Origin of the sequence: Cupriavidus necator (genome assembly GCF_013141915.1) — a bacterium.
Taxonomy (GTDB): domain Bacteria; phylum Pseudomonadota; class Gammaproteobacteria; order Burkholderiales; family Burkholderiaceae; genus Cupriavidus; species Cupriavidus necator_B.
In genome coordinates this window covers 131,407-144,336 of the sequence record NZ_SROX01000010.1, presented here as the reverse complement: position 1 = coordinate 144,336, position 12,930 = coordinate 131,407, and the positions used below count along the sequence as shown (strand labels likewise).

The 12,930-nt window shown below is 63.6% G+C and carries 13 protein-coding genes; all 13 read left to right on the top strand.

Translation table 11 applies throughout. From position 1 onward, the window contains the following. Nucleotide 1: 1 nt before the first annotated feature. Complete coding sequence (locus E5S69_RS19300; RefSeq protein WP_171516241.1) at nucleotides 2–874, top strand: N-formylglutamate amidohydrolase; 873 nt, start codon at nucleotides 2–4, stop codon at nucleotides 872–874. A 211-nt stretch (nucleotides 875–1,085) separates the two neighbouring features. Further along, the gene (mnmG, locus tag E5S69_RS19295) at nucleotides 1,086–3,044 is read left to right on the top strand and encodes a tRNA uridine-5-carboxymethylaminomethyl(34) synthesis enzyme MnmG (RefSeq protein ID WP_171516240.1); all 1,959 of its coding nucleotides are present in this window, start codon (nucleotides 1,086–1,088) and stop codon (nucleotides 3,042–3,044) included. Nucleotides 3,045–3,065: 21 nt separating this feature from the next. After that, the gene (gene rsmG, locus E5S69_RS19290; RefSeq protein ID WP_171516239.1) at nucleotides 3,066–3,767 is read left to right on the top strand and encodes a 16S rRNA (guanine(527)-N(7))-methyltransferase RsmG; all 702 of its coding nucleotides are present in this window, start codon (nucleotides 3,066–3,068) and stop codon (nucleotides 3,765–3,767) included. 85 nt (nucleotides 3,768–3,852) lie between these two features. After that, on the top strand, nucleotides 3,853–4,626 hold the full coding sequence (locus E5S69_RS19285) for a ParA family protein (protein WP_171516238.1): 774 nt from the start codon (nucleotides 3,853–3,855) through the stop codon (nucleotides 4,624–4,626). A 16-nt stretch (nucleotides 4,627–4,642) separates the two neighbouring features. Beyond that, complete coding sequence (locus E5S69_RS19280; protein ID WP_171516237.1) at nucleotides 4,643–5,545, top strand: ParB/RepB/Spo0J family partition protein; 903 nt, start codon at nucleotides 4,643–4,645, stop codon at nucleotides 5,543–5,545. A gap of 317 nt (nucleotides 5,546–5,862) precedes the next feature. Then, nucleotides 5,863–6,369, top strand: a complete 507-nt coding sequence (locus E5S69_RS19275) for an ATP synthase subunit I (protein WP_171516236.1) — start codon at nucleotides 5,863–5,865, stop codon at nucleotides 6,367–6,369. Nucleotides 6,370–6,612: 243 nt separating this feature from the next. Continuing rightward, nucleotides 6,613–7,479, top strand: coding sequence for a F0F1 ATP synthase subunit A (gene atpB, locus E5S69_RS19270; RefSeq protein WP_171516235.1), 867 nt, complete (start codon nucleotides 6,613–6,615; stop codon nucleotides 7,477–7,479). Nucleotides 7,480–7,551: 72 nt separating this feature from the next. Next, nucleotides 7,552–7,818 (top strand): F0F1 ATP synthase subunit C, encoded by a 267-nt coding sequence (atpE, locus tag E5S69_RS19265; RefSeq protein ID WP_013958389.1) that lies wholly within the window; start codon nucleotides 7,552–7,554, stop codon nucleotides 7,816–7,818. Nucleotides 7,819–7,917: 99 nt separating this feature from the next. After that, nucleotides 7,918–8,388 (top strand): F0F1 ATP synthase subunit B, encoded by a 471-nt coding sequence (locus tag E5S69_RS19260; protein WP_116383842.1) that lies wholly within the window; start codon nucleotides 7,918–7,920, stop codon nucleotides 8,386–8,388. A 2-nt stretch (nucleotides 8,389–8,390) separates the two neighbouring features. Beyond that, a complete protein-coding gene (locus E5S69_RS19255; protein ID WP_171516234.1) occupies nucleotides 8,391–8,936 on the top strand; it encodes a F0F1 ATP synthase subunit delta in 546 nt (181 codons plus the stop codon). 38 nt (nucleotides 8,937–8,974) lie between these two features. Then, nucleotides 8,975–10,516 carry a F0F1 ATP synthase subunit alpha gene (gene atpA, locus E5S69_RS19250; protein ID WP_171516233.1) on the top strand — a complete coding sequence of 514 codons (1,542 nt, stop codon included), beginning with the start codon at nucleotides 8,975–8,977 and terminating at the stop codon, nucleotides 10,514–10,516. 74 nt (nucleotides 10,517–10,590) lie between these two features. Further along, entirely contained in the window at nucleotides 10,591–11,466 is an 876-nt protein-coding gene (gene atpG, locus E5S69_RS19245; protein WP_171516232.1) for a F0F1 ATP synthase subunit gamma, read from the top strand. Between the two features lie 33 nt (nucleotides 11,467–11,499). Next, on the top strand, nucleotides 11,500–12,903 hold the full coding sequence (gene atpD, locus E5S69_RS19240) for a F0F1 ATP synthase subunit beta (protein ID WP_171516231.1): 1,404 nt from the start codon (nucleotides 11,500–11,502) through the stop codon (nucleotides 12,901–12,903). Nucleotides 12,904–12,930 lie beyond the last annotated feature (27 nt).

Below are 12,930 nucleotides of genomic sequence, written 5' to 3'. Positions count from 1 at the left end.
CATGGCGGAAACAACCAACCAGGCCGCGGCGCTGCCGCCGGTGATCGTGCGCTTGCCGGAAGGGGAGGCCCTGCCGCTGGTGTGCGATTCGCCGCACAGCGGTACCGCCTACCCGGCGGATTTTGGCGCCGCGGTTCCCGCCGCGCGGCTACGCGGCGGTGAGGATACGCACGTCGATGCGCTGTGGCAGGCCGTGCCCGCGGCGGGTGGCACGCTGCTGGCGGCGACCTTCCCGCGTGTCTATATCGACCCGAACCGGATGGCTGACGACATCGACCCGGCCCAGCTAGACGGTGCCTGGCCGACCGCGCTGGCCCCGGGGCCAAAGACGCAGCTAGGCTACGGTCTGATCTGGAGCCGGATCGATGCGTCCACGCCAATCTACGACCGCCGGCTGTCGGTCGCGGAAGTACAGGCCCGTATCGACCGCTACTATCGGCCGTACCATGCGGCGCTGGCCGACGCCGTAGAGGGGGCTTACGCCCGCTTTGGCGCGGTCTGGCACCTGAACCTGCACTCCATGCCCAACAACGCCTATGAGCGCCTGAAGATCGCCAGCACGCACCCGCTGGCCGACTTTGTGCTGGGTGATCGCGATGGCACTACCTGTGAGCCGGGGCTGGTCGACCTGGTCGAGTGTGAACTGCGGGGCATGGGTTACACCGTTGCGCGTAACGACCCGTATAAAGGCGTGCAGTTGATTGCTCAGATTGGGCGGCCGGCTGAGCGGCGCAATAGCCTGCAGATCGAGATCCGGCGACCGTTGTATATGGACGAAACGAGCCGCGAGCGCAATGCAGGCTTTGCGTCATTGCAGCGTGATCTGGGCAAGTTGACTGAGCGGCTAGGGGCTTATATCAGGTCGCAGCTCTGAGGCGCTTGTTTCACGTGGAACCTATGGCCGGGCCCTGCGCCCGGCCTTTTTGTTTCACGTGAAACATGACGTCGTTTCCAGGCGACTACTCGAGTACCGTGGAAGCCATGTTTCACGTGAAACATAGTGTCGGTCGGAAGGCGGCCGGTCGAATGCCGCTATAATTTCGCATTCCCGTATTTTCCCGCCAGCCTCCCGGAGGAGGTGTCCCATGCTTTACCCGAAAGAATTCGATGTCATCGTCGTCGGCGGTGGCCATGCCGGCACTGAAGCCGCCCTTGCCGCGGCCCGCATGGGCTGCCAGACGCTGCTGCTGACCCATAACATCGAGACGCTTGGGCAGATGAGCTGTAACCCGTCGATCGGCGGCATCGGCAAGGGACATCTGGTCAAGGAGGTGGATGCCATGGGCGGCGCCATGGCCGCGGCCACGGACGAGGCCGGCATCCAGTTCCGCATCCTGAATTCCAGCAAGGGCCCAGCCGTGCGTGCCACGCGCGCCCAGGCGGACCGAGTGTTGTACCGCAAGGCGATCCGTACCCGGCTGGAAAACCAGCCGAACCTGATGTTGTTCCAGCAAGCCGTGGACGACCTGATGGTGGAGGGCGACCGCGTCGTCGGCGCCATGACTCAGGTGGGTATCGCCTTCCGCGCGCGTGCCGTCGTGCTGACTGCTGGTACCTTCCTGGACGGAAAGATCCACGTCGGCCTGGACAACTACACCGGCGGCCGCGCCGGCGACCCCGCCGCGGTATCGCTGTCAGCACGCCTGAAGGACCTGCAGCTGCCGCAAGGCCGCCTGAAGACGGGCACGCCGCCGCGTATCGACGGCCGTACCATCGATTTCTCGGTGATGGAAGAGCAGCCTGGCGACCTCGATCCGGTGCCCGTCTTCTCTTTCCTGGGCCGGCCTGAACAGCATCCGCAGCAACTGCCGTGCTGGATCACCCATACCAACAGCCGTACCCACGACATCATCCGCGGCGGGCTGGACCGCTCGCCCATGTACACCGGCGTGATCGAAGGGGTAGGGCCGCGTTACTGTCCCAGCATCGAGGACAAAATCCACCGCTTTGCCAGCAAGGAAAGCCACCAGATCTTCCTGGAGCCGGAAGGCCTGACGACCAACGAGTTCTATCCCAATGGGATCTCGACCAGCCTGCCATTCGATGTGCAACTGGAGCTGGTGCATTCGATCCGAGGCTTGGAGAACGCCCACATCTTGCGGCCCGGGTATGCGATCGAATACGACTACTTTGATCCGCGGGGCCTCAAGGCATCGCTGGAAAGCAAGGCGATCCGTGGCCTGTTCTTTGCCGGCCAGATCAACGGCACCACCGGCTATGAAGAGGCTGGGGCGCAAGGTCTGCTGGCGGGCATCAACGCCGGTTGCTTTGTGCGTGAGCGCGACCCCTGGACGCCGCGCCGTGATCAGGCGTACCTGGGTGTGCTGGTCGACGACCTGATCACGCGGGGCGTGACCGAGCCGTACCGCATGTTCACCAGCCGTGCCGAATTCCGCCTTAGCTTGCGGGAAGATAACGCCGACATGCGGCTGACCGAGGTTGGCCGCGAACTTGGCGTGGTCGATGATGCGCGTTGGGATGCTTTCAACCGGAAGCGCGACGCTGTTTCACGTGAAACAGAGCGTCTGAAAAGCACATGGGTGAATCCGGCCATGCTGTCAGCTGAAGAGGCGGTGCCGCTGCTGGGCAAGCCAATCGAACGCGAGTACAGCCTGGCCGACCTGCTGCGTCGGCCGGAAGTCCGCTACGAAGCGCTGATGGCTCTGCAGGGCGGTCGCCATGCCCCCGCGGCACCACTGGATGCAGATTCGATGCTGGCGGAACAGATCCGCGAGCAGATCGAGATTGGTATCAAGTACCACGGCTATATCGCCCGTCAGGCAGCCGAAGTCGACAAGCTGGAAGCCAACGAATCGACGCGACTGCCGGAAGGGCTGGATTACACCGAAGTGCGCGGGCTCGGTTTCGAAGTCAGCCAAAAGCTGAACCAGCATCGTCCGGAAACGCTTGGCCAGGCTTCTCGCATCTCGGGCGTGACACCGGCCGCGGTCTCGCTGCTATTGGTACACCTCAAGAAGAAGGGGCTGGGCCGTGGCCGTACAGACTCCGGGGCGTCGTCCGGCAACGCTGAAGAGGCTGCCTGAGTGCCCGGTCCGCGACATACCATGACCGACGACGCCACGCAGCGTCGTCGCCTTGAATCGGGTCTGGCCGAGATCGGGCTGGTGTTGGCACCGGCGCAGGTCGACACGCTGTTCGCATACCTCGCCCTGCTGCGCAAATGGAATGGCGTCTACAACTTGACTGCGATCCGGCATCCAGACGAGATGCTCACGCATCACATGTTGGATTCGCTTGCTGCGGTGCCGGCGTTAGCGGAAGCCGCCCGTGCTGCCGAAGTTGAGGTGCCGGCGCGGGGCAGGGTCCTCGACGTAGGCTCCGGCGGCGGTATGCCAGGCCTGCCGCTGGCCATCGCCTGTCCCGATGTGTCGGTGCTGATGGTCGACATTGTGCAGAAGAAGACGGCCTTCCTGACGCAGTGCCGCGCGCAACTCGGGTTGTCCAACGCCGCGGCGCATTGGGGGCCGGTGGAAAAGCTGGACGATGCCAGCGGCTTTGCCGTCATCACCTCGCGCGCGTTTGCCGAACTGACCGATTTCGTGAACCTGGCGGGCCACTTGCTGGCGCCGCGCGGCAAGCTGATCGCGATGAAGGGCGTGTATCCGCAGGCCGAGCTGGACCGCATGGAAGCCGCCGGGCTGATGGCGCAATGGCAGGTCGACGCCGTGCCTCGGCTGACCGTGCCCGGCCTGAAGGCAGAGCGGCACCTGGTGGTGCTGTCGCGCCGCGCGGGCGCCCCCGCATGACCTACGCCGCGGCGCCGCGCAAGCGCGCCGCGAACTGCCAGCCGCGTGCTGGCCGGATGATTTGAAGCAGGAGCCGCAGGAGCTTATGGCCAAGGTATTCGTGATCGCAAACCAGAAGGGCGGGGTAGGCAAGACCACCACCACGGTGAACCTTGCCGCCGGCCTGGCCGCGCAGGGCCAGCGCGTGCTGCTGGTCGACCTGGACCCGCAGGGCAATGCCTCGATGGGTTCCGGCATCGACAAGCAGGCGCTGGAAACCAGCGTGTACCAGGTGCTGGTTGGCCTGGCCGGTATCCCCCAGGCGCGCCAGCGCTCCGAAACCGGAAAGTACGACGTGCTGCCGGCCAACCGCGAACTGGCCGGTGCCGAAGTGGAACTGGTCGAACTGGACCAGCGCGAGCGCCGGCTGCGCCAGGCCATCGCGGAGGTCGAAGGCGACTATGACTTCGTGCTGATCGATTGCCCGCCGTCGCTATCGCTGCTGACGCTGAACGGGTTGTGCGCGGCGCACGGCGTGATCGTGCCGATGCAATGCGAGTACTTTGCGCTGGAAGGGCTGTCGGACTTGGTCAACACCATCAAGCAGGTGCACGCCAACCTGAACCGCGACCTGCAGGTGATCGGGCTGCTGCGCGTGATGTTCGATCCGCGCGTGACGCTGCAGCAGCAAGTCTCGGCGCAACTGGAATCGCACTTCGGTGAAAAGGTCTTCAAGACCCTGATCCCGCGCAATGTGCGGCTGGCCGAGGCGCCGTCCTATGGCATGCCGGGCGTGGCATTTGATCCGTCATCGAAGGGCGCCAAGGCGTACCTGGACTTCGGCGCCGAGATGATCGCGCGGGTCCGGCAGCTGGGCTGAAGGAGAGGGCAAGAGCATGAGCACTGCAAAGAAGAAGGGCCTGGGCCGTGGCCTGGAAGCGCTGTTGGGCGGGCCTGCCGAAATCGTCGAATCGGTCAGGCAGGAGGGGGCGCCCACCGTGCTGAACCTGAACCAGCTGCAGCCTGGCAAGTACCAGCCGCGCACCCGCATGGACGAGGGCGCGCTGCAGGAGCTGGCCGCCAGCATCCGGGCCCAGGGCCTGATGCAGCCGATCCTGGTGCGCCGCGTGGCCGAGCCCGACCGCTACGAGATCATTGCCGGCGAGCGGCGCTTCCGCGCTTCCCGGCTGGCCGGGCTGGACAAGGTGCCGGTGCTGGTCAAGGACGTCGCCGACGAGGCCGCGGCGGCGATGGCGCTGATCGAGAACATCCAGCGCGAAGACCTGAATCCGCTGGAAGAAGCGCAGGGCATCATGCGGCTGATCCGCGAGTTCAGCTTCACGCACGAGCAGGCGGCCGAGTCGGTGGGGCGCTCGCGCAGCGCGGTGTCCAACCTGCTGCGGCTGCTGAACCTGGCCGCACCGGTGCAAACCATGCTGATGGCCGGTGACCTCGACATGGGCCACGCGCGCGCACTGCTGGCCGTCGACGGCGCCAACCAGATCACGCTGGCCAACCAGATCGTCAACAAGCGGCTTTCGGTGCGCGAGACCGAGAAGCTGGTGGCGTCGACGCTCAAGCCGTTCGACCTGAAGTCGCTCAAGCAGAAGGGCGGCAACAATGTGCGCGATGTGGCGCGGCTGGAAGAGGAGTTGTCGGACGCGCTGGGGCTGGCGGTGCAGATCAAGCTGGGTGCGCGCGGCAAGGGCCAGCTTACGATTCACTTCAGCAACAACGATGCGCTCGAAGGAGTGCTGACGCGGCTGCGCGAATCGCGCGAAGGCCAGCAGGCCGCCTGATTTACTGCGCGATTAACGGCCATTGCTGCGGCGACTGTTGCGCGCACGCAGCATTGGCGACGTGGATAGGCGGTATCCGTTGTGAGCAGCCGGTAATCCCCCATCATGCGCAGGGTTCGCCGCGCAATCCAATTACGTCAAACATCATTGCCGCGCAATTTTCGCGCGCCCATCATGCAATCGTGATGGCAACCGTTGTGCGCAATGCACTGCAAGGTAAATGTAAGCAGATTGACGCGAATCAGTAGTTCCCCTTAAAATCGTGCGGTTTGAATTCTGGTCGGGCCGAAAAGTTCCGGTCCGGATAAGGCAGGCAGGTGGTGGTTCGAGACCGTCAGCAACGAGGCGCCGGGTCCCGTCAGGAAGATGACTGGGACGATTGGAAAGAAGGCGCGGACCGTGAGGAAGAAGCTGTCGATCCGCTGTCGCATGCCGAAGCGGTGACGCTGTTTGGCGAGCGCGCGCTGCGTCCTTCGCGCATGACCCCGGGCAAAGTTGTCCTGGCGCAGGTGATGGTTTCCCTGCTGTCGGCACTGTGCTGGGCGCTGTTTGCGAAAGAGGCCGGGCCATATGGATGGTCGGCGTTGTTCGGCGGCATGGTGTGCTTCGTGCCGAGCGGGTTTTTCGCCTTCCGCCTGTGGCTGGCGCGCGACCGGGCTTCGGTGGGCGGGCTGGTGCTGGGCGAAGCGATCAAGGTCTTTGCCACGGTGGCGCTGCTGGTGCTGGTGGTGGTGCTGTACCGGGATCTGCGCTGGGTGCCGATGCTGGTCACGTTCCTGCTGGCGCTAAAGACATACTGGGTGGTGGCCCTGGCATTGCGCTAGGTCGGCTGCCCGAAAATGGTGCTTCCTCTAAAGGTGGTGGCACCGAAACGGAATATCAAGAGTTTTCCGTGGCGGATGCAGCGGGTTTCATGGCGCTGACTCCGGACACGGTCAAGGTTGAACCCTGCTTGCATTGCGGTGACCGGCGAATCCGCCGAAGGCAATGCAAGACGCGTACCGGGCGCTTGCCAGACTGTGGCGGCGCGCGGCCCGAAGATTTCGCAATATACCGTTCGTATCGACATGTCTGATGCTACCCAAAGCGCCGAACACGCGCTGACACCCTCCGGCTATATCGCCGAACACTTGCAGAACTTGAATTCGGTCGGCGGCACGCAAGCGTCGGTGGTCGATTTCTCCGTGCTCAACTACGACACGGTGTTCTGGTCCGTGCTGTGCGGCGCCATCGCCGTGCTGTTCCTGTACGTTGCCGCGCGCCGCGTCACCCCCGGCGTGCCGGGCCGCTTCCAGGCTTTCGTCGAGATGATCGTCGAGATGGTCGACGACCAGGCCAAGGGCATCATCCACGGCGACCGCTCGTGGATCGCCCCGCTGGCGCTGATGGTGTTCTGCTGGATCACCATGATGAACGCGATCGACCTGATCCCCGTGGACTGGGTCACCGGCCTGAACAACCTGCTGGGCATCTTCCACATCCATCTGCCGCACCACCGCGCAGTGGCCACGGCCGACCTGAACGGCACGCTGGGCATGTCGTGCTCGGTGCTGGTGCTGATGATCTACTACAGCTTCAAGATCAAGGGCGCGGGCGGCTTCATGCATGAGCTGTTCTCCGCACCGTTCGGCGCGAAGTGGTATCTGGCCCCGTTCAACCTGGTCCTGAACATCATTGAATTCCTGGCCAAGGCCGTGTCGCTGGGCATGCGGTTGTTCGGCAACATGTATGCCGGCGAACTGGTGTTCCTGCTGATCGCGCTGCTCGGCTCCATCTGGACCTTCAGCCCCGACCTGTCCGCGCTGGGTTTTGTCGGGCATGTGGTGGCCGGTACCGTATGGGCGATCTTCCACATCCTGATCGTGCTGCTCCAGGCCTTCATTTTCATGATGCTGACGCTGGTGTACATCGGCCAGGCTCACGATCACCACTGATCACTGCAGATTTCAGGTTTTTTGGTTTTTTGGTTTTTTGGTTCTAAGTCTCTCTAAATTAAAGGAGTCATCATGCAAGCATTTCTCGCCAACATCCAGGGTCTGACCGCCATCGGTATCGGCATCATCATCGGCCTGGGCGCTATCGGCGCCTGCCTGGGTATCGCTCTGATGGGCGGCAAGTACATCGAAGCCTGCGCACGTCAGCCCGAGCTGATGAACCCGCTGCAAACCAAGATGTTCCTGCTGGCTGGCCTGATCGACGCGGCATTCCTGATCGGCGTGGGCGTGGCAATGCTGTTCGCCTTCGCCAACCCGCTGCTGGCTGTCATCAAGTAATTCTTTTCGGTCTGCATGATGCTGACGGGCGGCGCGGGCCACTTAGCCTGGCCGCCCTTGCGCATTTATCTGTAGTTTGATTACCGAAAGGAACACACCATGAATCTGAACGCAACGTTTTTTGCGCAGATGGTCGTGTTCTTCATCCTGTGGTGGGTTGTTGCCAAATTCATTTGGCCGCCGCTGGTGAAGGCGCTCGACGAACGCGCAACGAAGATCGCCGATGGCCTCGCCGCTGCCGAGAAGGGCAAGGCCGAGCTCGAACTCGCCAACAAGCGTGTGGACCAGGCCATGGCCGAAGCCCGCACCGAAGGCGCTCAACGTGTCGCTGACGCCGAAAAGCGCGCTCAGCTGACGGCCGACGAGATCAAGCAGAACGCCCAGGCAGAAGCCGCACGCATCATTGCCCAGGCCAAGGCCGAAGCCGAACAGCAGGTTACCCGCGCGCGCGAAGAACTGCGCGACCAGGTTGCCGTGCTGGCCGTCAAGGGTGCCGAGCAGATCCTCAAGCGTGAAGTGAACGCGCAGGTCCACAACGACCTGCTCAATCAACTCAAGGCTGAGCTCTAATCATGGCTGAAACCGCAACCATTGCCCGTCCCTACGCTGAGGCGCTGTTCCGCGTCGCCAGTGAATCGAGCGCAGGCAACCTGGGTGCATGGTCCGAGCTGGTGTCGGAAATGGGGCAGGTTGCCGCCAATCCCGACATGAAGGCGGTCGCCGACGATCCGAACGTTCCCGGCGCAAAGCTGGCTGAACTGTTCCTGTCGGTGCTGAAGTCCCCGGTCAACGACGAGGCGCGCCGCTTCGTGCAGCTGCTGGTGGATAACGGCCGCCTGACGGTGATGCCCGACATCGCCGAACAGTTCCATGCGCTCAAGAACGCCCGCGAAGGGTCGTCCGACGTGGAAATCACCAGCGCTTTCCCGCTGGAAGATGGCCAACTGAACGACCTGGTCGCCGCACTCGAACGCAAGTTCGGCCGCAAGCTGTACGCGCAGGTGGCGGTGGACCCGTCCCTGATCGGCGGCGTGAGCGTCAAGGTTGGCGACGAAGTGCTCGACACCTCCGTGCGTGCGCGCCTGGCAGCCATGCAAACCGCGCTGACCGCCGCTTGAGCGGCCGTCCGACGGATTGAAGAATTAGGAGCATTGTGATGCAACTGAACCCCTCAGAAATCAGCGAGCTGATCAAGACCCGCATCTCGGGTCTTGGCGCCGAAGCTGAAGTGCGCAACACCGGCACGGTGATTTCCGTGACCGACGGTATCTGCCGCGTGCATGGCCTGTCTGGCGTGATGCAGGGCGAGATGCTGGAATTCCCCGGCAACACCTTCGGCCTCGCGCTGAACCTCGAGCGCGACTCGGTCGGCGCCGTGGTGCTGGGTGAGTACGAACACATTTCCGAAGGCGATACGGTCAAGTGCACCGGCCGCATTCTGGAAGTGCCGGTGGGCAAGGAACTGCTGGGCCGCGTGGTCAACACGCTGGGCCAGCCGATCGACGGCAAGGGCCCGATCAACGCCAAGGAAACGGACGTGATCGAGAAGGTGGCCCCGGGCGTGATCGCGCGTCAGTCGGTGAGCCAGCCGGTGCAGACCGGCCTGAAGTCGATCGACGCGATGGTGCCGATCGGCCGTGGCCAGCGCGAGCTGATCATCGGCGACCGCCAGACCGGCAAGACCGCCGTCGCTGTCGATGCCATCATCAACCAGAAGGGCAAGGGCGTCTTCTGCGTGTACGTGGCAATCGGCCAGAAGGCTTCGACCATCGCCAACGTGGTGCGCAAGCTGGAAGAGCATGGCGCGATGGAATACACCGTCGTCGTGGCCGCCGCCGCTTCGGATTCGGCCGCCATGCAGTACCTGGCCGCCTACGCCGGCTGCACCATGGGCGAGTACTTCCGCGACCGCGGCGAAGACGCGCTGATCGTCTATGACGACCTGACCAAGCAAGCCTGGGCCTATCGCCAGGTGTCGCTGCTGCTGCGCCGCCCGCCGGGCCGCGAAGCCTACCCGGGCGACGTGTTCTACCTGCACTCGCGCCTGCTGGAGCGTGCTGCCCGCGTGAACGCCGACTACGTCGAGAAGTTCACCAACGGCGCCGTCAAGGGCAAGACCGGTTCGCTGACCGCGCTGCCGGTGATCGAAACGCAGGCCGGCGACGTGTCCGCGTTCGTGCCGACCAATGTGATCTCGATCACGGACGGCCAGATCTTCCTGGAAACCGACCTGTTCAACGCCGGTATCCGCCCCGCCATCAACGCCGGTATCTCGGTGTCGCGCGTCGGTGGTGCTGCGCAGACCAAGGTGGTGAAGAACCTGTCCGGCGGTATCCGTACCGACCTGGCCCAGTACCGTGAACTGGCTGCGTTCGCGCAGTTCGCCTCGGACCTGGACGATGCCACCCGCAAGCAGCTCGAGCGCGGCCGCCGCGTGACCGAACTGCTCAAGCAGCCGCAATACCAGCCGCTGCAAGTGTGGCAGCTGGCCGCGTCGCTGTTCGCCGCCAACAACGGCTTCCTCGACAACGTGGAAGTGAAGGACATTCTGCCGTTCGAGAAGGGCCTGCACGACCATCTGAAGACCAAGTACGCCGACCTCATCAACCGCATCGAAGAGACCAAGCAGCTCTCGAAGGAAGATGAGCCCGCCCTGCGTGCCGCTGTCGAGGATTTCAAGAAGTCCGCCGCGTTCTAACCGCGTAATTCCACGACATCGTCGCCGCGCCTGGCTCACGCCGGCGCGGCGATGGTTCGGATGGAGAGGAAGATATGGCCGGAACGAAAGAAATTCGAACCAAGATCAAGAGCGTGCAGAACACGCGCAAGATCACCAAGGCGATGGAGATGGTCGCCGCATCCAAGATGCGCAAGGCGCAGGAGCGGATGCGCAGCGCCCGTCCTTACGCCGAGAAGGTGCGCAACATTGCGGCGCACCTGGCTACGGCCAACCCCGAGTTCAAGCACCCGTTCATGCAGGAGCGCGACGTCAAGCGCGTGGGCATGATCGTGGTCACGACCGACAAGGGGCTGTGCGGCGGCCTCAACACGAACGTGTTGCGCTCGGTGACCAATGAGCTGAAGGCCCTGCAAGGCCGTGGCGTGGAAGTGCAAGCCACCGCCATCGGTACCAAGGGCATGCAGTTCCTGGGCCGTATCGGCGCCAAGGTGGTTTCGCACGTGGTGCACCTCGGTGACACCCCGCATCTGGAAAAGCTGATCGGCGCGATCAAGGTCCAGCTCGACGCCTTCACCAATGGTGAGGTCGACGCGGTGTACGTGGCGTACACCAAGTTCATCAACACGATGAAGCAGGAACCGATGGTTGAGCAGCTGCTGCCGCTCGCCGCCGACAAGCTGTCGCAGACCGAAGAAGAGAAGCGCGCCTACTCGTGGGACTACATCTACGAGCCTGACGCCCAGACCGTGGTGGAAGAGCTGCTGGTCCGCTACGTCGAGGCGCTGGTGTACCAGGCCGTGGCCGAAAACATGGCGTCCGAGCAATCGGCGCGCATGGTGGCCATGAAGGCTGCGTCCGACAACGCCAAGAACGTGATCGGCGAACTGCAACTGGTCTACAACAAGACCCGTCAGGCCGCGATTACCAAGGAACTGTCGGAAATCGTCAGCGGTGCAGCTGCGGTCTAAGGCGTCACGAATTCAAGCTATCGGAGATACGAAATGAGTATCGGAAATATTGTGCAGTGTATTGGCGCCGTGGTGGACATCGAGTTCCCCCGCGACGCAATGCCGAAGGTGTACGACGCGCTCGTGCTGCAAGACAGCGACGAGGGCTCGTTCGCCGAGAAGGGCCTGACTTTTGAAGTCCAGCAACAGCTCGGTGACGGCGTGGTGCGTACCATTGCCCTGGGCTCGTCGGACGGCCTGCGCCGCGGCATGGCAGTGAAGGGCACCGGCGCCCCGATTTCGGTGCCGGTCGGCCACGGCACCCTGGGCCGCATCATGGACGTGCTGGGTCGCCCGATCGACGAAGCTGGCCCGATCGCCTCGGACGAACTGCGCGCGATTCACCAGAAGGCGCCGAAGTTCGACGAACTGTCGCCTTCGGTTGACCTGCTCGAAACCGGCATCAAGGTGATCGACCTGGTCTGCCCGTTCGCCAAGGGCGGCAAGGTGGGCCTGTTCGGTGGCGCCGGCGTGGGCAAGACCGTCAACATGATGGAGCTCATCAACAACATCGCCAAGCAGCACAGCGGTCTGTCGGTGTTTGCCGGCGTGGGCGAGCGTACCCGTGAAGGGAACGACTTCTACCACGAAATGAAGGACTCGAACGTGCTCGACAAGGTGGCCATGGTGTTCGGCCAGATGAACGAGCCGCCGGGCAACCGTCTGCGCGTGGCGCTGACCGGCCTGACCATGGCCGAGCGCTTCCGCGATGAAGGCCGTGACATCCTGTTCTTCGTCGACAACATCTACCGCTACACGCTGGCCGGTACCGAAGTGTCGGCACTGCTGGGCCGTATGCCTTCCGCCGTGGGCTATCAGCCGACGCTGGCTGAAGAAATGGGCAAGCTGCAGGAACGGATCACGTCGACCAAGACCGGCTCGATCACCTCGATCCAGGCCGTGTACGTGCCTGCCGATGACTTGACCGACCCGTCGCCGGCAACCACCTTCCTGCACCTGGACTCGACCGTCGTGCTGTCGCGTGACATCGCCGCGCTGGGTATCTACCCCGCCGTCGATCCGCTCGACTCGACCTCGCGCCAGCTGGATCCGCAAGTCGTCGGCACGGAACACTACGAAGTGGCCCGCCGCGTGCAGCAGACCCTGCAGCGCTACAAGGAACTGCGCGACATCATCGCGATTCTGGGCATGGACGAACTGTCGCCGGAAGACAAGCTGGCCGTGAACCGCGCCCGCAAGATCCAGCGTTTCCTGTCGCAGCCGTTCCACGTGGCCGAAGTGTTCACGGGTTCGCCGGGCAAGTACGTGCCGCTGAAGGAAACCATCCGCGGCTTCAAGATGCTGGTCGACGGCGAGTGCGATCACCTGCCCGAGCAGGCGTTCTACATGGTCGGCTCGATCGACGAAGCCTTCGAGAAGGCCAAGAAGCTCCAGTAAGCCTTGCTTGCCGTTCCCGCGCGAGCG